Source organism: Myxococcus sp. CA051A (genome assembly GCF_013336705.1).
In the GTDB taxonomy this organism is placed as follows: Bacteria; Myxococcota; Myxococcia; order Myxococcales; family Myxococcaceae; genus Myxococcus; species Myxococcus llanfairpwllgwyngyllgogerychwyrndrobwllllantysiliogogogochensis.
Genome location: NZ_JABUMS010000003.1, coordinates 220,148 through 246,535, shown reverse-complemented (window position 1 = coordinate 246,535; position 26,388 = coordinate 220,148). Strand labels below are relative to the sequence as shown.

The following is a 26,388-nucleotide window of genomic DNA, read 5'->3' as shown; positions in this document are numbered from 1 at the left end:
CGGACGGCGACTCAGCGACAGAAGCCGTCGCTCCGACACGTGGCCGGAGGCAAGCAGTTGAGGCCGGAGCCGATGCAGCTCGGCTGACACGCGCCAATGCCAGTGCCGTCGCTGTAGCAGACGTAGCCCGAACGGCAGTCACCCTGACCGGTTCCCACCTCGCGGGAGCAACTGTCCAGACAGTTCTTCAGCCCCGACGAACTGACCGTGTAGCACTTCGAGCCCGCGGGACACGCCGTCGTGTTGCACACGAGGGAGCAGTAGCCTCCAGGGAAGTTCGTGTTGCAGAACCCCTCCGCGCAGTCGGAGTCATCCGTGCACGATGCGCCCACGTCCAGCGTCGGGTCATCGTCGATGGGCGCCAGCGGGAGCAGGTCGAAGCTGATACCGGGCGTGGAGTCACCGGCCTCCACGTCGAGCGGCTCGAAGGAGTCGACGTTGCGCCAGAAGCCCGTGCGCTCCCCGTCCTCGAACAGCTCGCCGTCCTCGTCGTCGTCGATGGTCGCCAGCGCGTAGTAGGTCCGGGGCTCCAGCGCTAGGGAGTAGTCGTAACCGCGCGACGCGCGAGCCACGGTGATGGCCTCCTGGGCCGCCTCCCACTCGCCCGTCAGCGCGTTCTGCCAGACGAAGGCCACAATGGCATCCAGGTCGTCCGACGTGCCCACGCCAATCTTCAGCGCCACCGTCGCCGAGCCGGCCGCTCCGGAGCCCGCGAGGTTGAGGTTCACCACGTAGTCGCCATCCGCGAGGCCCGCCGTGTTCACCGCCACGTCCAGCGTCGTCGAGCCGTAGGCGGGTACCGTCTTGGTGCTTCCCCCGGGGAAGGACACCGCCGACTGCTGCGCGCCCGAAACAGTGGCCGTCACCACCAGGTCGCCGCCCTGTCGGCCGCCCACGTTGCTCAGCGTGAGCTGCTGCGTGACGCTCTGCCGGAAGAAGAGCGTGCTCGTCGACACGCTCAGCTTCGGCGGCTCCAACGCCGGGTCCGTGCTCTGGATGCGCCGCAGCGCCGCCTGCGCGTTGATGAGTCCCGCGCCACAACCTCCGGCGCACAGCGAGGAGGGAATCGGCGTCGCGGTGGTCTTCAGCGCGCTCTCCGCCTGGCTCGACGTGAGGTCCGCGCTCAGCTTGGCCGCGGTCGCCGCCAGCAGCGCCACCACGCCGGCCACGTGCGGCGCCGCCATGCTGGTGCCCTGGGAGAAGGCATACGCGGGCTGCCGGTTGTCATCCAGCACCGTGGACAACACGCCGTCCGCGTAGCCGTCGCCGTTGATGTCCTCCACCATTTCACCGCCGGAGGCCACCACGTCCACGCGCGCACCGTAGTTGGAGAAGCTGCTGCGCCGGCCCGACAGGCCCGTGGAGCCCACGCAGATGACGTTCTCCTGGTTGCACGGCGTGCTGTTGGAGGCGTCCACGTTCTCGTTGCCGGCGGCGACGACGATGATGGCGCCGCGACGGACGGCGGCGTCGATGGCGTCCTGGTAGAGCGGCTGCGGCGGCGCGCTGCCACCCAGGCTCATGTTCACCACCTTGGCGGCCTTGGCCGGGCGCTGGGTGATGCCGGGCACATCACCTCCGGTGGCCCAGGCGATGGCCGCAGCGATGTCGAAGCTGTTGCCGCCCTTGTTGCCCAGCACGCGCACCGGCAGAAGCTGCGCGTTCCAGGCCACGCCCGCGACGCCGACGCCGTTGTTCGTCACCGCGGCCACGGTGCCGGCCACGTGCGAGCCATGCCACGACGAGCCGCCCTGCGGCTCATCGCCCCCTTCGTCCAGGGGATTCGGGTCGCGGCCATTGCCGTCACCCGCGTTGGTCGGGTCGGCAATCATGTCGTAGCCCTGCACCACGTGGGTGTTGAGGTCCGGGTGCGAGACGATGCCGGTGTCGATGACCGCCACCACCACGCCGTCCGCTCCGAATTCGATGTCCCATGCGGCCGGCAGGTTGATGGTGGGGTAGTGCCACTGGAGGCCGTAGCCCTTGTCGTCGGGAACGGCCGTCTTGTACATGCGCAGGTTGCGGTCCGTGTAGCGCACGCCCGGCACCGCCGCGAGCTTCGACACCAGCTCTCGCGTCTCGTCCGTCGTCACCGCGTGGCCGTCCTCCGCCTCGAAGCCCACCAGGTGCAGGTACTCGCTCGCATGGCCCTTGTGCACCACGCGGTAGCCCGGGAGCGCCGCGGCGGACAACACGTGCTCGGGTGACACGCCCGCTTCCTCGAAGCGGACCACGACGTCACCAGCGATGGTCGGGTCCTCCTGGGGGATGCGTGCCAGGGGCGGCGGCCCCAGCGGCGCGGGGATGATGGGCAGGCCCGGGTCCGTCTGGTCCACCGCCGAGCGGCGCACGCGTTGTGCCTTCGCGCCGCGCATCGAGTCCTTCAGCCGCGCCAGCACGCCCTTGCCGAAGGGAAGGTGGGTGGCTCGGGAGACTCCACCCTCGGAGGACTGCTCGTTGCTGCGGAACGGCGTCAGCGTCCCCGCGACGGTGCCGGAGTTCGCATCAGGCCCGCCCCCGCCGTCCTCGTCACACGACGTGGCGGAGAGCAGCAACATTCCGACGAGCAATAGACGACGCATTCGAGAGAACCCCCTCCAGGAAACAGTGGGGGGGACCCTAACACCGCGTGTCCAGACGAACGGGGATTCTCAGCTGGCCTGCGCCACCCCGCCGCCGCTCTCCGTGTCCTCGCCAACGTTCTCCTCGGAATCGTCCTCCAGCGCGTCCACGCCGCCCGGCACGCCATCCACGTAGGTGACGACGTTGCCCGGCATCGCGGGCACGCGCGGCCCTGGAGTCACCACACCCGTGAGGTTGAGCGGGTCCACGCCGGAGAGCTGCACTCGCACCCCGGAAGGAGGCTGCCGTCGCACCGCGCGAGCCATGTCCACCGCCTCCGGCAGTGCGAACTGTTCTCCAACGAAGCCCGCGACGAAGCGACCACCGCGCACCTCGCCTCGCGCCTCCATGCGTCGGTAGACGAACAGCAACTCACGCCACGTGGGCGCCAGCGCCTCTCGCATCACCAGGTCTCGCCAGACGATGCCGTAGCGCTGGAGGAACAGGCGCGCCAGCGAGTCCATCACCTCGTCCGACGTCTTCGGCTCCGCGGGCGCCAGCAGGCTCCAGCGTCCGGGTCCACCGCGCTGCAACAGCTTCTGCCGCTTGCGATGCGCGGGGCTCTGGAGCACGCGCAGATTCTGCACCGCGTCCGCCGTCACCAGGCCGCGCGCCACCAGCTCCCACAACGCGTCCTCGATTTCAGCGGGCAGTCGTCGCGCGCGGGACACCAGGTCCTGGAAGAAGCACGCGCCCCGGCGCTCCAACACCGCCACCACATCCTTGGCGGCCACGCTGAGGTCCGGCGGCGTCCACACGTCCCCATCCGCGAGCACCGCGTGAGGCCGCGCCGCCGCGAGCATCCACTCCAGGTCCTCGCGCAGCGTGAAGGTCAGCGGCGCGTTGCGAGTGGGCGAGGCTCGCGAGCGCGTGGGTGCTGGAACTTCCGGCTCCGGCGGCGTCACGGGCGCGCCGCGACGAGGTCCCGGCACGGGCTTCGGCTGGTCCTTCATCGTCAGCCGGCCCCAGGCCACCTCACCCGCGTAGCAGGCGCGCTCCAGCATGTCCGGCGTGTAGCCCCGCATGCGCGCGGGCAACAGGAAGCGCTCCCACGCGGAGGCAGGCGCCTCGTAACCCTGGAGCAACCGCACCGCCTTCATGAGTCCCGTGGAGCCGCGCAGCGCGTCCACGTCCTCCATGTGGTGCCACCGGAAGAGGAAGCGCATGAAGTCGCGCCCGCTCAGCGGCTCGATTTCCCGGCGCAGCCGCCCCACCGTCATCCGGTGGATGCGCTGGAGCAGACGGCGGTCGCACCACTCCAGCGGCGGCGTCTCTCCCGGCGCGAGCGGTGTCTCCAACGGACGGAAGCGGCCCCGCAGCACGGTGCCCTGCATCTCCAGTTGATGCATCGCCGCGTTGACCTCGTCCTCGCTCAGCACGCAGAGGCGAGACAGCTCCGCCACCGTGGTGGGGCCCACGTTCTCCATCCGCCCGCGCACCACCTGGAGCACCGCGGCCTCCCGCTCCACCGGCCGGTCATGCGCCAGCACCGGCAACGGAGGCTGCGTCACCCCGTCGGGGAACAGCGCTCGCACCGCGCTGCCCCGCTCCGCCGCGACGAGGAAACGTCCGGCGGGCAGGTCCAACCACGCCACCCGGCCCTGCTCGAACAGCGGCGTCGCCAGTCCCTTCGGCACCTCCGCGTCCCGCACCAGCACCCACTGGAGGAGCATGTCGTGCAGCTCGTCCTCGTCGCGCATTGGCGGCGCGGCGTCCTCCACCACCGTGGCGATGGCCGTCGCGTCCAGCGCGCCGAAGGCCGCCGCGTCCTCGGCCGGCAGCGCGCGGCGCAGGGCCACGTTGCGCACGCGGCGCTCCTCCGCCGGAGCGTCATCCAGGAACGTGTACGGCTGGCTGTGAATCATCGCGTGCGCGAAGACGCTCGGCTCCGGTACGTCGCGCGCCTCCAGGCGGATGCGGCCGTCCTTCATGCGACGGAGCACCTCGCGCAGGCCCTCCACGTCCATGGCCTCATGCAGACAGTCGTCCATCGTCTGCTTCACCAGCGGATGGTCCGGCAGCTCGACGTCGCCGCCACCGTGGTTGTCCTGACAGCCCACCTGCGCCGGGAAGACGGCGGCCAGCAGGTCCTCGCTGCGCGCGCGCTGGAGGTTGGGCGCCACGCGCTTGCCCCCCATCATCCGGTTGAGCGCCAGGGCTCGCGTGGCCACCCAGCGGAAGCGCGTGCCGAACAGCGGCGACTGGAGCACCGCCTGCACCAGCACCTCTTCCACCTGGTCCGGGTGAAGGAAGTCGAAGATGTCCGCCAGCGGAAAGGAGTGCTGCTCGCCCAGCGACAGGAGGATGCCGTCCTCCGTCGCCGCCGCCTGGAGCTCGAAGTCGAACGAGCGGCAGAAGCGCTTGCGCAGCGCCATTCCCCAGGCCCGGTTGATGCGACTGCCGAAGGGCGCGTGGATGATGAGCTGCATGCCGCCTGCTTCGTCGAAGAAGCGCTCGGCCACCACGAGCTGATTGCTGGGCACCGCGTCCAGCATCTTCTTGCCCAACCGCAGGTAGCCCAGCAGCGCATCCACCGCGGGCGGCGGCATGCGCAGCTCCTTCTCCAGGAAGCTGGCCGCGTCGTCGCGGTTGAGGAGTTCGTCGCGCAGCCGGCCAACCTGGAGCGACAGCTCGTCCGTGCGTCCTGGGGCCTCACCACGCCAGAAGGGCACGTTGGGCGCCGCGCCGCGTGCATCCTCCACCATCACCGTGCTGCCCATCACCCGCTGGATTCTCCAGGCGGTGCTGCCCAGGAGGAAGACGTCTCCGGGCGACGACTCCACCGCGAAGTCCTCGTCCAACGTACCCACCACCTTGCCCTCAGGTTCGGCGGTGACGCTGAAGGTGAAGGTGTCCGGGATGGCTCCGCCGTTGGTGAGCGCGGTGATGCGCACGCCGCGCCGGCCCTTGAGGCGCTGATTCACGCGGTCTCTGTGCAGGTGGATGCCCGCGCGTCCACGCCGGTCGGCGATGCCCTCCGACAGCACCTCCAGCACACCCTGGTACTCCTCCCACGTCAGCTCGCGGTACGGGTACGCGCGCTGGAAGAGGCTGAAGAGGGCGCGCTCGTCCCACTCCTCGCACGCGCACGCGGCCACCACCTGCTGCGCGAGCACGTCCAGCGGCTTCTGCGGGATGATCACCGCGTCCAGGTCACCCTCGCGCACGGCGTTGAGGAGCGCGGCGCACTCCATCAGCTCGTCGCGCGTCATCGCGAACACGATGCCCTTGGAGATGGCCGCCTTGTGGTGGCCCGCGCGGCCCACGCGCTGGAGCAGCACGGAGATGGCCTTCGTGGTGCCCAACTGGACGACGAGGTCCACGTTGCCCACGTCGATACCGAGTTCCAGCGACGCGGTGGCCACCATGACGCGTAGCCGGCCGTCCTTGAGCTTCTCCTCCGCCGCCAGCCGGATTTCCCGCGACATGCTGCCGTGATGGGCCGCCACCAGACCTTCGCCCAATCGCTCGCCCAAATCATGGGCCACGCGCTCCGCCATCTTCCGCGTGTTGACGAAAATGAGCGTGGTGCGGTGCTCACCCGCCAGCGCCACCAGCCGGTCGTAGACCTGGCCCCACATCTCGTGGCTCGCCAGCGAGGACAGCTCCGCGTCGGGAATCTCCAGCTTCAAGTCCCACGGGCGCAGATGGCCCACCTCTACCTTGCGGCACTCGCGGTGGGACGCGCCGGTGAGGAAGCCGGCAATCGCATCCAGCGGCTTCTGCGTCGCGGACAAGCCGATGAGCTGCGGGCGCATCTCCGTGAGCGCCTTGAGTCGCTCCATGGACAGCGTGAAGTGACTGCCCCGCTTGTCGCGCGCGAGCGCGTGAATCTCGTCGACGATGACGGTGCGCACGCCGCGCAGGGTGGCGCGGGCACGCTCGGCGGTGAGGTAGAGGTAGAGCGACTCCGGCGTGGTGATGAGGATGTGCGGCGGACGTCGAATCATCTTCGCGCGCTCGGAGGCGGGCGTGTCACCGCTGCGCACCTGCACGCGCAGCTCGCCCGGGGTGTACCCCTCCGCGCGGGCGCGCGAGAGCAGCTCCTCCAAGGGCTGGAGCAGGTTCTTCTGCACGTCGTTGCCCAGCGCCTTGAGGGGCGAGACGTAGAGCACCTGCGTGCGGTCTTCCAGGTTCCGCTCCAGCGCCAGCCGGAACAGCGAGTCGAGCGCGGCGAGGAACGCGGTGAGCGTCTTGCCGCTGCCCGTGGGCGCGGCGATGAGGACGTCATGCCCGGCCTGGATGAGCGGCCAGCCCTCCACCTGGGGACGCGTGGGCTCGCCCAGTCGTTCGGCGAACCAGCGGCGGACCACCGGGTGGAAACTCGCCAGTGCCGGGTGCGCCGCGCACTCGGCGGCGAAGTCGAGACTAATCTGCGGGGGCATGCGCACCTCTCCACCCGGAGCCTGAACACAGGTACAGGCGGGCGTCAACGCGCACGCGGCGTGGGGAACGGCCTCGCCCACACCCTCCGCTCGGGTACTCCCAGAGCAGGCGACCGCGCCGTTAGGCTGGGGACATGCGCACACCCATCGTCCCCTGGCTCATCATCGCGGCCCTCAGCCTCGGAGCGGCCCCTCCGGAGACGGCCGCGTCGGAACCGCTCGTCGCGCGCATCCAACGCGCTTCCGAGTACGCCCGGTCCGGCAATGGCGCGGAAGCCCAGAAGGAACTCACGGTAGCGCTCAAGGAAGCGCCCCAAGACGCGAGCGCCCTCTTCGTCCAGACGTGCGTCTTCCTGGAGCAGGGCGCGTTGCCCAAGGCGGAGCAGACCCTGAAGCGGCTTCGCGCGGTCGCCGCGAAGGAGCCGGAGGTCGTCATCCTCTCGTCCCTGGTGGAGCAACGCACCCGTCAACCGAAGTTCGATTGGCGTGAGGCCTTCCTTCACGCGTGGGCCCAGGCAGAGCGCCCCCTCTTCGCGGAGAGCCGCTTCTTGCTGGAACCACCCACCTCATCCAGCGATGGCAAGCCTGAGTTCGACGCCGCCTGGGAACGCACCGAAGCAGCGGACGTCCGCCTCATCCTCGCGCTCTCGGGAAACATGCTCGGCAGCCCTGACCTGGAGTGGCTCGCCACGCACCTCGACAAGGTGAAGGACCCCGTCCTCCTGCGCGCCGCCTTCGAGCACTTCCTGACCGCGGCCCCCCAACATCCCGAGGCGCTCGCGAAGGCGCGCACCACGCTCAAGCCCCGCCTTCAACAACTCGCCGCAACATCGCCCCAGGAGATTCAACTCCGGTTGCTCGTGCTGCTGGGGGACACCGACCCGAAAGCGCCCTTCACTCCAGAAGAGCTCGCCGAGCTGGAGCGCATCGCCGACCTCCCTGACTACCGGACCGCCTCCACCCTCTCGATGTACACCGAGGCCATGCGGCTCCTGACGCTGGCGAAGGTCTCCCGCCTTCAAGCCAGTGCCTTCTCAGCCTTCGTGGGAGAGCTGGCGCTCACCGGTCCCTACCGCCTCACCCAGCGAGCACTCGTCTCGGACACGCTCACGGCCGGGGACCGTGAGCGACTGGGCCACGTGTTGTCCTCCATTGGCGAGCGCATCGTCGAAGAGACCACGCTCGTGGAGTATCTGGTAGGCCTGCGCATGGTGATTCAGGGCGTGGAGATGCTCAACGACCCGAAGCGACGGGAAGAAGTCGGCGCGGCACAGTGCCATGCCTTCAAGCTCGCGCGCGTGACCCAGCCCCAGCGCATGGACCTGTGGCCCCTGCCCTCACTCCAACGGGCATGGCTCACCGCATCGCTGGAGAACGAGCGGGAGCACCTGCGGGCCTTCCTCATGAAGTGAGCGCGGAGGGCCTTACGCCCCCGGCGCGGGCGCGGCCTCCCCCACTGGAGCCGCCGCGGTCCTGTTCCAGACGATGCGGTACGTCGCCGCCGTGCCATCGAAGGCGATGGGCTCCACCTCCACGTGCCCGGCGCCCGCCACGCGCAGCGACTCCGCCAGGAAGCCCGCGGAGAAGTACGGGTTGTCCGCCGCTACGTCCTTCATCCACAGCGTGGCAGCGCCCTCGCCGGACTCCTCCACCCGCACCTCGTTGAAGTTGTTGCCGGCCCTCACGTTGTAGGGCACCCGCTCCAGGGTCCTCATCGGCCCCAGGCGGGTGACGAGCGACAGGCTGGCCCGCCCCACCGGCGTCTGCCGGAAGCCCTGGAGATAGCGCGCACCCAACGCCAGCCAGGCCTCCTTCGCCGGCAGCGACGGGAAGATGTCCTGCACGGCCACCCGCAGGAAGCCTCGCCACTGCTCCAGCGAGTAGGCCGGCCGCAGCCGCTCCGACAAATCCAGGCCCACTCCCTTCAGGCGCTGGCGCCCCTCCCGCGTCAGATAGGGGCCCAGGGCCCTCACGAAGAGGGCTTCCACGGACTGCGCGAAGATGAGCTTCTCGGGCGACATGACGGATAAGTGGCAATGGCCCCCCGCAACGGCGAGCCATTCCGCATGTCAAACGTCAGATGGTCATCATCACCGGGGCAGCCGCACCGTGAAGGTCGTCCCACCCGACGCACTGGACTCCACCGTCACCTCGCCTCCATGGGCGAGCAGAATCTGCCGGGTGATGTAGAGCCCCAACCCCAGCCCCGAGGACGCCGCCGCCTCGTGCTGGACGGCTCGCGAGCCTCGACGCCATGCGGCGAAGATGTGTGGAAGCTCCTCCGAAGGAATCGGCGGTCCGCCATTGTGGACGCGCAGCACCACTTCCCGCGCACTCGCCTGGCCCCACATCCGCACGGGACTGTCCACGGGGCTGTACTTCAGCGCATTCGCCAGCAGGTTGCTGAACGCCTGCTCCAGCCGGTCCAAATCCCACGCGCCGCGCCCGTCCCCCACCACCTCCAGCACCAGCATCCGACCGGGGTGACTGGCGCGCATCTCCTCCAGTGTGCGACGCGCCACGTCGAAGACGTCGCAGTCCGAGGCCACCACCGGGACACCGCCACCCAGGCGCGAGCGCGCGAAGTCCAGGAGCTGGCGAATCATCCGGTCCATGCGGTCCGCGCTGGTGAGGATGCGCTCGGTGAGCGAGGACTGGCGCTCGTCCAGGTTGCCCTTGCGCTTGAGCTGCTGCGCGGACATGGACAGCGCATTGAGGGGATTGCGCAGGTCATGCCCGAGCATCCCGATGAACTGCTCGCGGAACTCCTCTTCGCTGCGCTCCTCGGTGACGTCCCGCGACGTGGCCATCAACGCGGCCACCTGGCCGTCCCCATCCAGCGTGGGTGACAGCGTGTAGTCGAAGTGACGGGGCCCCTGGTCCGTCGACAGCGTGATTGCGCCGCGCTGGACCTGTCCGGTGCTCAGCGCCACCTCCATCAACCGGATGAAGGGCGCGAGCGACGGGTCCTTCTCCTCCCGCGCGCTCAGCGACTCACCCGAGACGAGGACCTCGTGGCTGCCTCGCGCCGCATGCGCCGCCTGGTTGGCGAACAGCAGACGTCCCGACGCGTCGAACAGCGCGATGGGGTCTGCGGCGGAGGCCATGGCCATGTCCAGCAGTCGACGCTGGCGCTCCACTTCCCGCGACAGCGCGTGCACCTCGCGCTCGGCGCGGCGCAGGCGCAGCAGGGCGTGCACCTGGGCGACCAGCTCCTCGGGGTCCACCGGGGCCACCAGATAGCCGTCCGCGCCGTGCTCCAGGCCGTGCGCCCGGTCGCCTGGCCCCACCGCCTGTGCGGACAGGTGCAGGACGAGCATGCCCCGGGTGCGAGGGGCCTGCTTCAGGCGCCGGCAGACCTCCAGTCCGCTGATGTCCGGCAACCGGACGTCCAGGATGGCCAGGTCGGTGTGCTCATCCGCGAGGGCCAGGGCCTCGCTGCCTGAGCCCGCGTCCACCACCTGGAAGCCCGCGAGCCCCAGCACGCGGCTGGTGACGTAGCGACTGGCCTCATCATCATTGACGTTGAGAATGACCGGAGATGGAGGACTCATGACGTGCGGGGCAGAGGTACTCCTTCGTACCCGCCGGACTCCGGTCGCGCCACATCCATCGCCGCCCACGGGTGCTTCCTGACAGGCCGGGCGGACAGCCCATGGAATCCCCGTCCGTCGGGAAGACGCTCAGGACGCTAACGGGCCGGGTCGATTCGCGATAGGGAGGACATCATGCGTCCTCCCTGTCGCCCGCTGCCCGCGGATGGCCGCTTTCTTCAGGCCATCGCTCCCACGCCCCTTGTCCCCGTCCGACTGGACCCGGAGGGCCCCACCATCTGGTGCAAGCTGGAGTTTCTCAACCCCAGTGGCTCCACGAAGGACCGCATCGCGCGCTACATGTTGGAGAAGGCTTGGCGCCTGGGCGAGTTGCAGCCCGGCGGCGAGGTGGTGGAGGCGTCCAGCGGCTCGACGAGCATCGCGCTCGCGCTGGCGAGCGCGCAGATGGGCGTGCGCTTCACCGCGGTGATGCCCGAGGGTGTCACCGACGAGCGTGTGCTCACCATCCGCGCCTACGGCGGCGACGTGGTGCTGGTGCCGAGGGCGGAGGGCGTGCGTGGCGCCATCGCCAAGGCGGAGCAGATTGCCCGGGAGCGCAAGGCCTTCGCGCCCCGCCAGTTCGAGAACCCGGACAACGCCGAGGCGCACCGCGTGTGGACGGGGCAGGAGATCCTCTCCCAGATTCCGGGCGGCCTGGTGCATGGCGTGGTGAGCGGCGTGGGCACGGGCGGCACGGTGGTGGGCCTGTACCAGGCGTTCGCGGAAGCGGGCTGTCCGGTGACGGCCTTCATCGCGCGTCCCATCGCGGGGCTGGGCTGCGACATCGAGTGTTGCAGCTTCAGTCCGCGCGTGCCCGGTGTCGTGGACGGCATGTCCAAGCTGTACCGCGACTCGGACATGCCAGGGCGCGTGGAGCTGGACGTGTCGGACGAAGAGGCCATGTGCACCGCGCGCGCCCTCATCCGCCGGGGCTTCCCGGTGGGCCCGTCCTCCGGCCTCAACTATGTGGCGGCCGTGGAAGCCTCGCGGCGACTGGGTCCCGGCGCGCAGGTGGTGACGGTGTTCCCGGACCGGATGGAGCGCTACTTCTCCACCGAGCTGATTCAGCACCGGCCCGCGCCGCCGCGCGTCGTGGCCTGACGCACACTCACGCAAAGGGCCGGCGCGACAACACTCCGCCGGCCCTCACGGGCGAGCAGGCACGCCCTCTTCCGATGCCTGGTTCACGCTGAGCATGCATCCGCGTGCGCACCGTCCGGGGTCATGCTAGAAGCCAAACTCGTGCTCACACGCATCTGGCTGTGCCTCAGCCTGTTGCTGTTCGCCCCGACGGAAGGTGGCCTGTGGAAGGTCATCGCCGACGTGACGGATACCGTGTGCGCGCAACGTTGCCCGGATGACGATGCGAGCGGTCAGTGCGCGCCGGACTGCGCGGACTGCACCTGCTGCGGCCATGTGCGCTCAATCGCCGCGCCCGTCTCCCCTCCCTCGTTGCTCCTGGAAGCACCTCGGCCGCGTCTCGTCCTTCAGGATGAGGATGCGCCCGCCTCCGCGGACCTGGACGACATCCTCCACGTCCCCAAAGCCCTCCTCGCCTGAGGCAGTGTCCGTCTCTTCGCGCGAGCGATTCCAGGTGAGGTGCGTCCACTGCAGTACCAGGACACCTCGCGCCTGACGCTCGCTTCCCTTTCGCGAGGTCTACTTCCGTGTTCAATCCTTCCGCGACGGCGGCCCTTGGGCTCGCCGCCGCCCTGGTCTGGCCCTGCGCCAGCACCGCTTCACCTTCCGAGTTGTCCTTCCAAGACGCGCTGGCCCTGGCCCGCCAGCGCGCTCCTTCCCTGTTGGATGCAGCGGGCCGCGTCGCGGAGGCACAGGGGGCCGTCGCGGGCTCCGCGCCCTGGCTGCGTGACAACCCGACCCTGAGCGCCGAGGTGGGCCCTCGCAGGCTCGACGATGGCACCCGGGGCCTCCAACTCTCACTCGGGCTGGCGCAGCCCTTCGAGCTGGGTGGCAAGCAGGGCGCGCGTCGGGAGTCCGCTCGCGCGGGGCTCGCCCGCGAGGGCGCCGAGCAGCAGGACGCCGAGCGACGCGTGCTCGGTGAAGTGGCCGCGTCGTTCCTGCGCGCCCTCTACGCCCGCGAGTTCTCGCGGCTGATGCACGAGACGGAGGAGGCCGCGCGAAACCTGGCCAGCTCCGCGAGCAAGCGCTTCGAGGCGGGTGACGTGCCCGTGGTGGACGTCAACGTGGCGCGCGTGGCGCAGGCCCGGGCCCATGCGGCCGTGGTCGTGGCCGAGGGCGAGGAGGAGGCGCTCGTGAGCGAGCTGCGCGCGCAGCTCGGGTTGCCCCTCCAGGAGCCGCTCGCGGTGAGCGGCGCGCTCAAGGAACTCTCCTCGCTCCCGGTAGCGAAGCCCACGGGTCCCTCCGAGCGCGCGGACATCCGCGCCCTGGAGTCGGCGCTCGCCCAGGCCGAGGCGGAGCTTCGACTGGGACGCAGCCAGGCGCTGCCGGACGTGAGCGTGGGCGTGCGCTACGAGAAGGAGGTGGACGAGTCCGCGTGGCTCGGCACCCTCAGCGTGCCGCTGCCCGTGTTCTCCCGAGGTCAGGAAGAGAAGGTGACGGGAGAGGCCCGCGTGCGACGGCTGCGCACCCTGCTGGAGGCCGCGCGCCGCACGCGCGATGTCCAGGTGGAAGCCGCCCGCGTCCGCGATACCCGGCGCCAGCAAGCGCTGGAGGTGCTGACGCGCGATGCCCTGCCGCTGCTGGACGAGAACGAGTCGCTCGCCCGCAAGTCCTATGAAGCCGGGGAGATGGACCTCGCGGGGTTCCTCCTCGTCCGCCGTGAAACGCTCGAGACGCGCGTGGCGCTGCTCGACAGTCACCTCCAGGCCGCGCTCGCCCGCGTGCAGCTCGCCGTCGAGACAGGAGCCCTGCCATGAAGCCCTCCCATTTCCTCCTGTCCGCCCTCGTCGTGCTGGCCGCATGCAAGTCCGACAAGCCCGAGCATGAAGACGACCACGCGCACGAAGAAGGCGCCGAACCCAAGGGACATGACGAGGGACACGATGAGTCTCACGTCCACATCGCGCCGGAGATGCTCCGTGACTTGCGCGTCACCACCGCGCCCGCGTCGGCGCGTCCCGGAGGAGAAAGCGTCACCGCGCTGGGCGAGCTGATGTTCAGCGAGGACGCCTACGCGGAGGTGGCCTCCCCCATCTCCGCCCGGGTGGGCACCGTCTTCGTCACCACCGGCCAGGAGGTGAAGGAAGGCGAGAAGCTGGCCGAGCTGCGCAGCCCCGAGCTGGGCAAGGCCCGCGCCGCCCTCCAGTCCGCGAAGGCCCGCGCCGCCTCCGCCAGACAGACCGCCGAGCGCAAGCGCGCGCTCGCCGCCGAGCGAATCGTCGCGCAGAAGGACGTGCAGGCCGCGGACGTGGACGCCGCGGGCGCCGATGCGGAGGTCGCCGCGGCCCTCGCGGAATTGGCGGCGCTGGGCGCGAGCGAAGGGGACCTTCGTCAGGGCGCGGGCACGCCGGGCTTCATCCTGCGCTCGCCCATCCAGGGCACCGTCATCGAGCGTGACGCGAGGATGGGACAGATGGCGGACGCCGAACATCCCCTCTTCCGCATCGGTGATTTGGGCTCGCTGTGGCTCATCGTCCACGCCTTCGAGCGCGACGCGGTGCGCATCCAGAAGGGCGCCGAGGCGCGCGTCACCTTCGCCGCCTTCCCAGGCAAGGAGCACACCGCGAAGGTGGGCCACGTGGGGCAGCGCGTGGACGCCTCCTCGCGCACCATCCCCGTGAGGCTGGTGCTGGAGAACCGCGAGGGCCTGCTCAAGCCGGGCATGTCCGCCACCGCATCCATTCCGCTTGGCAGTCCGGATGGAACCATCACCACCGTGCCGGCCGCCTCGCTCCAGCGCCTGGAGAATGGCTGGGTCGCCTTCCTGCCCACCGGAGAGCGCGGCTCCTTCGAGCGGCGCGAGGTGGGACGAGGCCGCACGCTGGGAGACCACGTGGAGGTGCTCTCCGGCCTGAAGGTCGGTGAGCAGGTGGTGGTGGACGGCGCCTTCCTCCTCAAGGCGGAAGTCGAGAAGTCCGCCGGCGGAGGTGCAGAACATGGCCACTGAGCCCTCGTCGTCCCTGGTGGGGCGCGTGCTGCGCACGTCCTTCGCGCGGCCCGGCCTCACCGTCGTGCTGGCCCTGGCGTTGTCCGCCTTCGGTGCGGTGGCGCTGCATGGGCTTCGCCGCGACGTCTTCCCGGACCTGTCGGCCCCCATCTTCAACGTCATCGTCCAGAACGCCGCCATGGGCGCGGAGGAGCTGGAGACGGCGGTGGCCATTCCCATGGAGGTCGCGCTCGCGGGCCTGCCCGACGTGCGCCGCATCCGCTCCACCTCGCAACTGGGCGTCACCCAGGTCACGGTGGAGTTCGAGCCGGACGCGGACTACTTCCGCAGCCGGCAGTACGTCGCCGAGCGCGTGGCCCAGGCCCAGGGAGAATTGCCCCCCGGCACGGACGCGCCCCTCGTCTCCAGCCTCACCGGCCGGCTCAATGAAGTCTTCGAGTTCACCCTCGAAGCGGAGCCCGGCGCGGCGGACCTCATGGCGCTGAGGGATTTGGCCGAGTTCGAGGTGAAGAACCGGCTGCTCGCCGTGCCCGGCGTCGCGGGCGTGGAGCGGCTGGGCGGCTACCTGCGGCAGTTCCAGGTGCTGTTGGACCCCGACCAGATGGTGGCGCGCGGCATCAGCCTCAACGAGGTGGAGCACGCACTGGAGGGCGCCAACCTCAACGCGTCCGGCGGCTTCGTGGTGCAGGGCCCCATGGAGTGGACGGTGCGAGCGATTGGACGCGCGCAGACGGTGGAGGACCTGAACAGCACGGTGGTGGCGCTGCGCGCGGGCACGCCCGTGTTGCTGGCGGACGTGGCCGACGTGCGCGAAGGCCCCGCGCTGCGCCGGGGAATCGCGCACCGCCTCAAAGGCGAGGTGGTGAGCTGCCGCGTCATCAAGCAGTTCGGCGCGGACACGCAGCGGGTGGCGGCGGGCGTGCGTGAGGCCATCAAGGAGTTGGAGCAATCAATGCCCAAGGGCGTGCAACTGCGCGTCGTCTATGACCAGTCCGTGCTGGTGGACGAGGCGCTGGGGGGTGTCAGCCGAGCCATCCTCCTGGGCGCGCTGCTGGTGGTGCTGGTGCTGTTCGCGCTGCTGGGGGACTGGCGCGCCGCGCTCATCGTCACCCTCACCCTGCCCCTGTCGCTGGCGCTGGCGGGAATCCTCCTGAAGCTCGCCGGCATCGGCATCAACACCATGACGCTGGGCGGCCTGGCCATCGCCGTGGGTCTGCTGGTGGACGCGGCCATCATCGTCACCGAGAACATCATCCATGACCTGCGCGAAGGCGCGGGGCGCAAGTCCGTGCGCGATGAAGCGCTGTCCGCGTCGCTGGAGGTGGGGCGTCCCATCGCCTTCGCCACCCTCATCGTCGTGTCCGTCTTCATCCCGCTGTTCGCCATGACGGGCATCGAGGGGCGCATGTACCAGCCCCTCGCCGCCGCCGTGGTGGCGTGCCTCGCCGCGTCGCTGGCGCTCGCGCTCACCCTGGTGCCGGTGGCCTCCTCGCTGCTGCTCAAGGCCCCGCGTCCGGGACAACCCGAGGACGTGTGGCTCATCCGCAAAATCAAGACGGTGTACGCGCCCATGCTGGACGCGTGCATGCGCAGGGCGGGACTGGTGCGACTGGTGGCGCTCGCCATCACCGTGCCGGCGCTGGGGCTCGCCTTCGCGGTGGGCAGCGACTTCATGCCTCGACTGGATGAAGGCGCCTTCCTCCTCCAGACGGTGCTGCCGCCCGAGGCGTCACTGGAGGAGGTGGACCGGCTCAACCACCTGGTGGAGGACGTGCTGCTCGGCTTCCCGGAGGTGGAGGACGTCGTGCGGCGCACCGGCCGCGCCGAGCGCACCGAGGACCCGATGCCTCACACGGTGTCGGACGTGCTCGTCGTGCTCAAGAAGGACCGGGGCAGAAACCTGGAGAAGCTGGAGGCGGACCTGCGAGTCGCCGTGGCGCGCGTGCCCGGCGTCACCACGCTGTTCACCACGCCGCTGGGCATGCGCATCGACGAGGGCCTGGGCGGCAGCCCCGCGGACCTGTCCGTGCGCATCTTCGGGCCGGAGCTGGAGACGCTCGCCACGTTGGGAGAGCGGGCCCGCGCCATCCTCGCGAAGGTGGACGGCGTGGAGGACCTGCGCGTCGAGAAGCTCAGCGGTCTGCCGCAGCTTCGCATCACCGTGAATCGCGCCGCGGTGGCGCGGGTGGGGCTGACGCCCGGCGACGTCATCCGCGCGGTGCGCGTGGGCCTGGTGGGCGAGGAGTCCTCCCAGGTGTGGAAGGGTCAGCGGCGGCACGACCTGGTGCTGCGGCTGGCGGACCACAAGCGGGGAGACCTCCAGGCGCTGCGCAACCTCCTGGTGGACGGACATGACGGCACTCGCATCCCCTTGAGTCAGCTCGCCACCATCGAGGAGACCTTCGGCGCGGGCAGCGTGCGGCGCGAGGCCGGCAGCCGTCGGCTCGCGGTGGAGGCCAGCGTGTCCGGCAGGGACTTGGGCAGCACCGCGGCCGAGGTGCGCGAGCGGCTGGCCGCGGAGCTGAAGCTCCCCACCGGGTACTTCCTCGACGTGGGAGGACGCGTGGAGAGTCAGCAGCGCGCCGCGCAGTCGCTGGCCATGGCCATCGCCGTCGCCATCCTCGCGGTGTTCATCCTGCTGTACCTCGCGCTGGACTCGGTGGCGGAGGCGCTCGTCATCCTCGCCACGCTCCCGGATGCCTTCGTCGGCGGAATCCTCGCGCTGCTCATCGCCGGAGAGACGTGGAACGTCTCCAGCCTCGTGGGCCTCATCGGCCTGTTCGGCATCGCCGTGCAGAACGGCCTCGTGCTGGTCTCTCAGACCAAGGACCTGCTCTCACGCGGCATGCCCTTCGACGAGGCCATCCGTCAGGCGAGCCTCGGTCGCGTCCGCCCCAAGCTGATGACCGCCGCCACCGCCATCCTCGGCCTGCTTCCCCTGCTCGTGCTGCCCTTGCACGGGACGGAAATCGAGCGGCCCCTGGCCGTCGTCATGGTGGGCGGACTGGTGACCTCGACCCTCTTCACCCTGCTGGTTCTTCCCACTTTCTACGCATTTGTTCATGGCGTGAGAGAGCGCATCAGCCGGCGTGTGGCCGATCGCAGGTCAACTGTGTCCTGAGAGACAGGGAAGGTGTTCCGGGCCTTGGACCGGCAACTTTCGGCCCGGAACACCGACAATCCCGTGTTTTTCCCCTATTCCACACGTCGGGGCCTCTCATGAGCGTTCGCCTTCCTTCCGCCACCGCGACCCGTACCACCTCCACCAAGGCTTCAGCGGCGGCGACGACCGTCACCGCGCCTCCGGCGGGACTTCGCAAGGGTGACTCAGGCCCGAAGGTAAAACAGCTCCAGGACGCGCTGTTGAAGCTGGGCTACCTGACCAAGGCCCAGGTGAACACGGGCCCGGGGACCTTTGGCGCGCAGACCGAAGCGGCGGTGAAGAAGTTCCAGGGCGACAAGAAGCTGCCCACCACCGGCTACTACGGCGAGCAGACGCAGGCGGCGCTGAAGAAGGCGCTGGCGGGCACGCCCACGACTCCGACGACGCCCACGACGCCGGGCACCAAGCCGGCGGTCATCAGCGCGCCCTCGCCCAACTCCGACAGCCGCAACGGCGCGGACATCGACACCATCGTCATGCACCACACCGCGTCCAACGACGGCAAGGCCGACCTGTCGTGGATGCGCAACCCGAAGAGCGGCGTGTCCGCGCACTACATGGTGGACCGCGACGGGAAGATCTATCAGCTCGTGGGTGACGACAAGCGCGCGTGGCACGCGGGCAAGAGCGAGCTGCATGGCGTTCCCACGGACGTCAACGCGCGCTCCATCGGCATCGAAATCGTCAACGACGGCAGCGGCAAGACGCCCTTCACGGAGGCGCAGTACAAGGCGCTCACCCAGCTGACCAGCCACCTGAAGGAGAAGTACGACGTGCCGATGAAGAACATCGTCGGCCACGCGGACGTGGCGGTGCCCAAGGGCCGCAAGAACGACCCGGCCCCCAACTTCGACTGGTCGCGGCTGCGCAAGGGCATCTCCTGAGCTGACGCGGTGAAGCAGGTGTGGTGAGGCGCGGGTCGAGGGTCCTTTCGGGACGCTCCCCGCGCTTCGTGTTTGAAACGGGCAGGTGTCCCGCCTGTTCCCCGGAAGCGCGCGCCGCATGAAGTGCGCCGGTGAACAACCAGGCACGGTTGCGGCCATCACAGTGTGATGACCCCGGTTACACCGGGACCGCGCGGACCTGCGTTCCCTGGCCTCTCGTGCGTCGTCAGTCCGCGGAGTTGTGTCTCCGGTCCTCGTGGCCTGGAGCTTGCTCAACACCGCTGCGATTCCTGGCGCCGCCGCGTCGCGCCACTTCGAGGTCTTCCATGCGTTCCTTCCTCTGTGTCCTCGCGAGCCTCATCACGCTCGCCGCCTGTGCTTCCGAGCCCAAGAGGCTCGCTCCCGCCGTGGACCCGTCGAGCCCCAATGCGCCCGAGTCCCCGCTCGCCTCGCTGCCCACCGCGCTCGCCGCGACGCCACCTTCCCGACCGCAGCACTCCGACGCGTCCAAGCCCGCCAAAGAGGACGCAGGCACCACCGTCTACGCGTGCCCGATGCACCCCGAGGTCCAGTCCGACAAGCCGGGCGGCACCTGCCCCAAGTGCGGAATGAAGCTGACGCCCGTGAAGCCCGACGACACCGCGCCGGCCAAGAAGCCCGCGCCCGGTCATGAAGGACACGGAGCCCATCCGTGAGACTGCTCACCCTCGCCTGCGCGCTGCTGTTCGCGGGCGGCTGCGCTTCCATCCAGAAGGAGAAAGGCCACGCGGAGGTCGCCACGCTCGTCGAGGAGCGCATCGGCCGCAAGACGCGGTGGAACCAGGGCACGCCCGAGGACGCGGAAGTGTCGCGGCACCTCGACGGACTGTTGAAGGGCGACCTCACCTCCGACCACGCGGTGGAGGTGGCCCTCCTCAACAATCCCGCCCTGCAATCCACCTATGAAGACCTGGGCATCTCCCAGGCCGACATGGTGCAGGCGGGCCTGCTCAGCAACCCGACGTTCGATGCGAGCATCGGCTTCCCGCTCTCCAACGACGGTGTCAGCGAGACGGAGTTCTCGCTGGTGCAGGGCTTCGTGGAGCTGTTCACCCTGCCGCTGCGCAAGCGCGTGGCCCAGGAGCAGTTCATGGCGGACACGCTGCGCGTCGCGCACGAAGCGCTCTCCACCGCCGCGGAGGTGCGCAAGCTGTTCAGCGAGGTCCAGGCGCGGCAGCAGCTCGTGGAGCTGCGCCGCATGGTCCTCCAGGCCACCGAGGCCGCCGCCGAGCTGGCCACGCTCCAACACGGCGCGGGCAACATCACCGACCTGGAGCTGGTCACGGAGCAGGCCGCCTCCGAGGAGGCCCGCCTGGAGCTGGCGCGCGAGGAGCTGACCCTGGTGGAAGACCGGGAGCGGCTCAACCGCCTCTTGGGCCTGTGGGGGCCGCGCACCCAGTGGGCCATCTCCGAGAAGCTCCCGGCACCGCCCCTGGAGGAGGCGTCGTTGGAGCGGTTGGAGTCGCTCGCCATCCGGCAGCGGCTCGACATCGACGCCGCGCGCAAGCAGTCGGAGCTCCTGTGGAACGCGCTGGAGCTGGCGCGCAGCACGCGCTTCTTCGGCCGCGTCGACGTGGGTCTCCACACGCACCGGGACGCGAACGGTCCGCGACTCTTCGGGCCCACGCTCACGCTGGAGCTGCCCATCTTCGACCAGCGACAGGCACTCATCGCCCGGCTGGAGGCACAGCATCGCCAAGGCGAGCGTCGTCTCGCGGAGCTGTCCATCAACGCGCGCTCGGAAGTTCGCGCCGCGAGGGCCCGCCTGCTCACGCTCCGAGGCGTCACCGAGCGCTACCAGCGCGTCGTCCTGCCCCTGCGCGAGAAGGTCGTCGAGCAGTCCCAGCTCCAATACAACGCGATGCAGATTGGCCTGTATGCATTGCTCGACGCGAAGCAGTCCCAGGTCGAGGCGTACCGCACCTTCATCGAGACCGTCCGCGACTACTGGATGACCCGCGCGGAGCTGGAGCAACTCGTCGGCGGCAGTCTGCCCGGAACGGCCTCGCGCCAGGACGCACCGAGCGACGACACGCCCCCGGCATCCGAGCGTCCGCCGGAGGCGACCCCTCCTGAGTCCTCGCCTCCCACTGAACCCCCTTCTGGAAACGGCCATCCCCCCGCACACGGCCACGGAGCGACTCCATGAACCCCCTCTCCCCTGATTCCTCTCTCCGCGCGCAGGATGCGGAGGACACGACGGAGACGACGACCGCTCCGGGCGCGATGACCCGACGAGGCATGCTGGCGACGGCCGGCGCAACGCTCGCGGGTGGTGCGTTGCTGCTCCGAGGCGGTGTCGCGCAGGCACAAGTCGCGCCACGTCCTCCCGCTCCGCGCGCGGGCCGGCGGGACTGGCTGGCTCCGGGAATGCCGAACCGGGACTATCGCCCCGTCATCGTGCCGAACGGCTCGAAGCTGCCGTGGAAGGTCGTGGACGGCGTGAAGGTCTTCCACATGGTGGCCGAGGAGGTCGAACACGAGCTGGCTCCCGGGCTGAAGGTCCACTGCTGGGGCTACAACGGCCAGGTGCACGGGCCCACCATCGAAGTCGTGGAAGGCGACCGCGTCCGCTTCTACGTCACCAACCGACTGCCCGCGCCCACCACCGTGCACTGGCACGGCCTGCTGTTGCCCAACGGCATGGACGGCGTGGGTGGGCTCAACCAGAAGTCCATCGCCCCGGGAGAGACGTTCCGCTACGAGTTCACCATCCGCCAGTCCGGCACGGGCATGTATCACTCGCACCATGACGAGATGACGCAGATGGCGCTCGGCATGGTGGGGTTGTTCATCATGCACCCGCGGCGGCCCGTGGGCCCACGCGTGGACCGCGACTTCGCGCTCATGCTGCACGAGTGGCGCGTGGACCCGGGTGCGAGCCGGCCGGACCCGAACGAGATGACGGACTTCAACCTGCTCACGTTCAACGCGAAGGCGTTCCCCGGCACGGAGCCGCTGGTGGTGCGACAGGGTGAGCGGGTGCGCATCCGCCTGGGCAACCTGAGCGCGATGGACCATCACCCCATCCACCTGCACGGCTACCACTTCCGAATCACGGAGACGGACGCGGGACGCATCCCCGAGTCCGCGCAGTGGCCGGAGACCACGGTGCTCGTCCCGGTGGGCAGCACGCGCACCGTCGAGTTCGTGGCCGATGCGCCCGGCGACTGGGCCATGCATTGCCACATGACACACCACCTGATGAACCAGATGGGCCATGACCTGCCCAACCTCATCGGCGTGAAGCCGGGTGGGCTCGACGCGAAGGTGCGCACGTTGCTGCCGGGCTACATGACCATGGGGCAGACGGGCATGGGCGACATGGTGGAGATGGGCATGCCGGTGCCCGCCAACTCCATCCCCATGAGCGGAGCGCGGGGCAAGCACGACGTCATCACCATGGGAGGAATGTTCACCGTGCTCAAGGTGCGCGAGCGGCTTGCCGGCGATGGAGACCCGGGTTGGTACGACAACCCGCCCGGCACGCTGGCGGTGGCGGCGAACACGGAGGAACTGCGCCAGGACGGCATCGACGTGAATGCGCCACCCAAGGCGCTGCCCGCGTCACCGGCGGGACTCGGGCAGGGCTGAGCAACAACAGTGGTTCGCCCAGCTCGAGGCTCGTACTGGCTGGGCGAACCCTCGCACCAAAGCGCCTATCAGACTGACGACACACCTGAGCCTGGCCGCGAGTTCGGGCCTGGCCCGCATGAAGCCACGCACTTCCGCAGCTTCAGTCGCGTCCCATGCACGGCGTCGCGGATCGTACCGGGCTTCTCACGGTTGGCGACGGGCAGTCGCACAGGTCCGCATCCTCAGCCGGGACTCGTGCACCGCGCCAAGCCTCCCGCTGACGCCCAGCCTCAAGTCCGCATCTTCAGTCGGGTCTCATGCACGGCATCACCGACCGCGCCGGGCTTCTCGCGCTCCGCGGCGCGCAGCAATCGGAGGATGCCGGGCCCGAGCACGTCAATCTCGGTGGACGCATACGTCTCCGTTCCGAATCGGCGGATGCTCTCCGTCTGCGTCCGGAGGATGCGCGCGTCCTGGCTGAAGATGTGGAGCGCCACGGGCATGGCCACCGGCAGCACCGCGCGAAGCAGCCAACGCGGCAGCGGCAGTCGGAACGTCACCACCGCGTAGACCAGCGTGTCCCAGTCCGCCACGGGCGTCATCGCCGAGGTCACGATGATGTGGCTGCCCTCGCCGATGCGGTACTCCACCTGCGCGATGGACGGCATCAGGAAGCGGTCGAAGTGCTGCACCATGCCGCCACCCGGAGCCAACAGCCGACCCACGACTCCACTGGGACGAGGCTCACCGATGTACTCGGCCTCCACCCGGTCCGCGCTCCGGCGCACCACCACGTCAATCTCGTTGCGCTTCTCCTCCGTGCGGAACAGGCCCCCATGCAGGTAGGCCGTGTGTGGCACGTCGAGCGTGTTCTCCAGCGTCGCATGCAGCGAGCCCGGCGCACGCAGCACGCGTCTCACCGTGGTGTACTCGCGCGCGTCCAGCAGTGGGAAACGGAACGGCTCCGTCGTCGGCTCCACGCCCGGCGTGGAGTACACCCAGACGAAGCCATCCTGCTCACGCGTCGCATAGGACGTCGCACAGCGGGTGCGGGCCTCGGGCTCGCCTAGGAAGCCCGGAATGGCGCGGCACTGCCCTCCCGTGTCGAAGCGCCAACCGTGATAGCCGCACTGGAGCTGCCCCTCCTTCACCCGCCCCAGCGACAGGGGCACGTTGCGGTGAGGGCAGCGGTCCATCAACGCGCCGGGCTTGCCGCCCTCGCCCCGGAAGAGGACGAGCGGCGTGCCCTGAAGCGTGCGCGCGAGCGGCTTGTCGCCCAGCTCTCGCGACGCACAGAGGATGAACCAGGCATTCGGCAGGTGAACGACGGAGACGTGACCGGCGGCCGCACCTGGGGTGCGCGCCTCCTCGCGGGAGCTCATGAGACGCAGTCTAATGGCGCGCACGGCCAGTGCACGCCTTCCCGTGAGCGCCCGGGCCTCCCGCCGGGGGCCGAGCAGTCGGCACCCACACGGGAGGCCCCCTTCCGCCTACAGCTTCAGCCGCCGCAGCCGGAGCGCGTTGACGATGACGGACACCGAGGACAGGCTCATCGCCGCGCTGGCGAAGATGGGGCTCAGGAGCAGGCCGAAGAAGGGGTACAGCACCCCCGCCGCCAGGGGCACCCCCAGCAGGTTGTAGATGAAGGCGAAGAAGAGGTTCTGCCGGATGTTGCGCAGTGAGCCCTGGCTCAGCCGCCGCGCCCGGACGATGCCCCTCAAGTCTCCCTTCACCAGGGTGACACCCGCGCTCTCCATCGCGATGTCCGTGCCCGTCCCCATGGCGATGCCCACATCCGCCTGGGCCAACGCCGGCGCATCGTTGACCCCGTCCCCCGCCATGCCCACCACGCGGCCCTCCTTCTGAAGCCGCTTCACCACGTCCCCCTTCCCCTCCGGCAACACCCCCGCGATGACCTCGGAGATTCCCAGCCGGCGAGCCACCGCCTCCGCCGTGGTGCGGCTGTCCCCCGTCAACATCACCACCCGCAGCCCCTCCTGACGCAGCAGCGCCAGGGCCTCCGGCGTCGACTCCTTCACCGGGTCCTCCACGCCGAGCAGCCCCGCCACGCGCCCCGACACCGCCACCAGCACCACCGTCTGACCCTCCCCTCGCAGCGCCTCCGCGCGGGCCGTCAGGTCCGTGGCCTCCACCCCACGCGCTGTCATCAACGCCGCGTTGCCCAGCGCCACCTCCACGCCATCCACCCGCCCCACCACGCCCTTGCCGGTGTCCGAGCGGAAGTCCTCCACCGCCGTCAGCACCGCGCCGCGCTCCTTCGCACCGGACACAATCGCCTCCGCCAACGGGTGCTCGCTGCCACGCTCCAGGCTGGCGGCCAACCGCAACAGCGTCGCCTCGTCGAAGCCCTCCGAGGGAATCACGGACACGAGGCGCGGCTTGCCCTCGGTGAGCGTTCCCGTCTTGTCCACCACCAGCGTGTCCACCGCCTCCAGACGCTCCAGCGCGGCGGCGTCACGGATGAGCACCCCCGCCTGCGCGCCCCGCCCCGTGGCCACCATGATGGACATGGGCGTGGCCAGACCCAGCGCGCACGGGCACGCGATGATGAGCACCGCCACCGCGTTGACCAGCGCATGCGCCAGCCGAGGCTCCGGCCCCCACACACCCCACACCACCGCCGTCACCACCGCCACCACGATGACCACCGGCACGAAGACCGCAGCCACCTTGTCGGCCAGTCGCTGAATCGGCGCGCGGGTGCGCTGAGCCTCGCTCACCCGCTGGACGATGCGCGACAGCAGCGTGTCCTTCCCCACCCGCTCGGCCCGCATCACCAGCGAGCCCGTCCCATTCACCGTGCCGCCCGTCACCTTCGCGCCCGAGGACTTCTCCACCGGGAGCGACTCGCCCGTCACCATCGACTCGTCCACCGCGCTGGCGCCCTCGAGCACCTCACCGTCCACGGGCACCTTCTCGCCCGGCCGCACCCGCAGCCGGTCCCCTGGATGCACATGCGCCAGCGGCACGTCTTCTTCATGCCCGTCGTCACGCATCCGCCGAGCCACCGGCGGCGCCAGGCTCAGGAGCGAGCGCAGCGCACCCGACGTCGCGTGGCGCGCCCGCAACTCCAACACCTGCCCCAGGGCCACCAGGGTGATGATGACGGCGGCGGCCTCGAAGTAGAGGGGCGCCGTGCCGCCATGTCCCGTGCGCAGCCCTTCCGGCAACACATGCGGGAAGAGCGTGGCGAAGACGCTGAAGGCATACGCCGCGCCCGTCCCCAGGGCGATGAGCGTGAACATGTTGAGGTGCCGGTTGCGCACCGACGTCCAGCCGCGCTGGAAGAAGGGCCAGCCGCCCCACAGCACCACGGGCGTGGCCAGCACGAGCTGCGCCCAGGCCAGCACCGAGGCCGGCACCGCATGCTGCACGGGCTGTCCCGGAATCATGTCCGACATCGCCAGCACCAGCAGCGGCACCGTGAGGCCCATGCCGACACGGAAGCGCAGCCACATGGACTTCAGCTCAGGGTCCGGAACGTCCTCGGGCAGCACGGTGCGAGGCTCCAGCGCCATGCCGCAGATGGGGCAGCTCCCCGGCCCGTCTCGCACCACCTCCGGGTGCATGGGGCACACGTATTCGACGCGCGTCTCCGGGACGGAGAGCGTCTCCGGCTCCAACGCCATGCCGCACTTCGGGCAGGCCCCCGGGTGGTCCTGACGCACCTCCGGGTCCATCGGGCACACGTACATCGTCCCCGGCGCGGCGGGCGGCTCCTCCTGCTTCTCGGCGGGAGGCGCGAGGAAACGCGCCGGGTCCGCGCGGAAACGCTCCCGGCACTTCGGATTGCAGAAGGAGAAGGTGTGCCCCTCGTGCTCCAGGCTGCCGCCCTTGGGAGCCAGGGGGTCCACCTTCATCCCGCAGACAGGGTCGACCACGTGAGTCCCCTCGCCTGGAGGCAGAGGGGGCGTCGGATGCGAGTGATGATGCGAGCCCGGGTGGGAGTGGCGGTTCATGGTGCGTCTCTCCTTTCACCCAGGCCAACGAGATACCCGGCCAGCTCTTACAGGTGACT

General features: G+C 69.9%; 16 protein-coding genes. 10 read left to right on the top strand and 6 right to left on the bottom strand.

What is annotated here, in order from left to right; translation table 11 throughout:
* Positions 1–11: 11 nt before the first annotated feature.
* Together HUA74_RS10970 and HUA74_RS10965 are read right to left on the bottom strand one after the other, a co-directional pair.
* Positions 12–2,582, bottom strand: a complete 2,571-nt coding sequence (locus HUA74_RS10970; RefSeq protein ID WP_174454524.1) for a S8 family peptidase — start codon at positions 2,580–2,582, stop codon at positions 12–14.
* A 69-nt stretch (positions 2,583–2,651) separates the two neighbouring features.
* The gene (locus HUA74_RS10965; RefSeq protein ID WP_174454523.1) at positions 2,652–7,007 is read right to left on the bottom strand and encodes a DEAD/DEAH box helicase; all 4,356 of its coding nucleotides are present in this window, start codon (positions 7,005–7,007) and stop codon (positions 2,652–2,654) included.
* A 134-nt stretch (positions 7,008–7,141) separates the two neighbouring features.
* Between HUA74_RS10965 and HUA74_RS10960 the strand changes: the two genes are divergently transcribed.
* Entirely contained in the window at positions 7,142–8,419 is a 1,278-nt protein-coding gene (locus HUA74_RS10960) for a M48 family metallopeptidase (RefSeq protein ID WP_254613958.1), read from the top strand.
* A gap of 12 nt (positions 8,420–8,431) precedes the next feature.
* Here HUA74_RS10960 and HUA74_RS10955 read toward each other — a convergent pair whose 3' ends face one another.
* Both HUA74_RS10955 and HUA74_RS10950 read right to left on the bottom strand, forming a co-directional pair.
* The gene (locus HUA74_RS10955) at positions 8,432–9,028 is read right to left on the bottom strand and encodes a DUF2378 family protein (protein WP_174454522.1); all 597 of its coding nucleotides are present in this window, start codon (positions 9,026–9,028) and stop codon (positions 8,432–8,434) included.
* Between the two features lie 69 nt (positions 9,029–9,097).
* Entirely contained in the window at positions 9,098–10,561 is a 1,464-nt protein-coding gene (locus HUA74_RS10950) for an ATP-binding protein (RefSeq protein WP_141641742.1), read from the bottom strand.
* 174 nt (positions 10,562–10,735) lie between these two features.
* Here HUA74_RS10950 and HUA74_RS10945 point away from each other — a divergent pair, with 174 nt between their 5' ends.
* From HUA74_RS10945 to HUA74_RS10905, 9 genes are all read left to right on the top strand, one after another.
* Entirely contained in the window at positions 10,736–11,701 is a 966-nt protein-coding gene (locus HUA74_RS10945; RefSeq protein WP_141641741.1) for a PLP-dependent cysteine synthase family protein, read from the top strand.
* Positions 11,702–11,842: 141 nt separating this feature from the next.
* The gene (locus tag HUA74_RS10940; RefSeq protein WP_141641740.1) at positions 11,843–12,160 is read left to right on the top strand and encodes a hypothetical protein; all 318 of its coding nucleotides are present in this window, start codon (positions 11,843–11,845) and stop codon (positions 12,158–12,160) included.
* A 107-nt stretch (positions 12,161–12,267) separates the two neighbouring features.
* Positions 12,268–13,497 (top strand): TolC family protein, encoded by a 1,230-nt coding sequence (locus HUA74_RS10935; RefSeq protein ID WP_174454520.1) that lies wholly within the window; start codon positions 12,268–12,270, stop codon positions 13,495–13,497.
* On the top strand, positions 13,494–14,687 hold the full coding sequence (locus HUA74_RS10930; protein WP_174454519.1) for an efflux RND transporter periplasmic adaptor subunit: 1,194 nt from the start codon (positions 13,494–13,496) through the stop codon (positions 14,685–14,687). Before HUA74_RS10935 ends, HUA74_RS10930 begins: the two co-directional genes overlap by 4 nt.
* A complete protein-coding gene (locus tag HUA74_RS10925) occupies positions 14,677–17,808 on the top strand; it encodes an efflux RND transporter permease subunit (protein ID WP_174454518.1) in 3,132 nt (1,043 codons plus the stop codon). Before HUA74_RS10930 ends, HUA74_RS10925 begins: the two co-directional genes overlap by 11 nt.
* A 98-nt stretch (positions 17,809–17,906) precedes the next feature.
* Positions 17,907–18,734, top strand: a complete 828-nt coding sequence (locus HUA74_RS10920) for an N-acetylmuramoyl-L-alanine amidase (protein ID WP_174454517.1) — start codon at positions 17,907–17,909, stop codon at positions 18,732–18,734.
* A 326-nt stretch (positions 18,735–19,060) separates the two neighbouring features.
* Positions 19,061–19,429 carry a heavy metal-binding domain-containing protein gene (locus HUA74_RS10915; protein WP_174454387.1) on the top strand — a complete coding sequence of 123 codons (369 nt, stop codon included), beginning with the start codon at positions 19,061–19,063 and terminating at the stop codon, positions 19,427–19,429.
* Positions 19,426–20,922 carry a TolC family protein gene (locus tag HUA74_RS10910; RefSeq protein WP_174454516.1) on the top strand — a complete coding sequence of 499 codons (1,497 nt, stop codon included), beginning with the start codon at positions 19,426–19,428 and terminating at the stop codon, positions 20,920–20,922. The genes HUA74_RS10915 and HUA74_RS10910 overlap by 4 nt, the downstream gene beginning before the upstream one ends.
* On the top strand, positions 20,919–22,367 hold the full coding sequence (locus HUA74_RS10905; RefSeq protein WP_254613960.1) for a multicopper oxidase family protein: 1,449 nt from the start codon (positions 20,919–20,921) through the stop codon (positions 22,365–22,367). The genes HUA74_RS10910 and HUA74_RS10905 overlap by 4 nt, the downstream gene beginning before the upstream one ends.
* A 272-nt stretch (positions 22,368–22,639) precedes the next feature.
* On the opposite strand, the gene HUA74_RS10900 is transcribed toward HUA74_RS10905, so the two are convergent.
* Both HUA74_RS10900 and HUA74_RS10895 read right to left on the bottom strand, forming a co-directional pair.
* Positions 22,640–23,731 carry an aromatic ring-hydroxylating dioxygenase subunit alpha gene (locus HUA74_RS10900; protein ID WP_174454515.1) on the bottom strand — a complete coding sequence of 364 codons (1,092 nt, stop codon included), beginning with the start codon at positions 23,729–23,731 and terminating at the stop codon, positions 22,640–22,642.
* 108 nt (positions 23,732–23,839) lie between these two features.
* Positions 23,840–26,329, bottom strand: a complete 2,490-nt coding sequence (locus HUA74_RS10895; RefSeq protein ID WP_174454514.1) for a heavy metal translocating P-type ATPase — start codon at positions 26,327–26,329, stop codon at positions 23,840–23,842.
* Between the last annotated feature and the right edge of the window lie 59 nt (positions 26,330–26,388).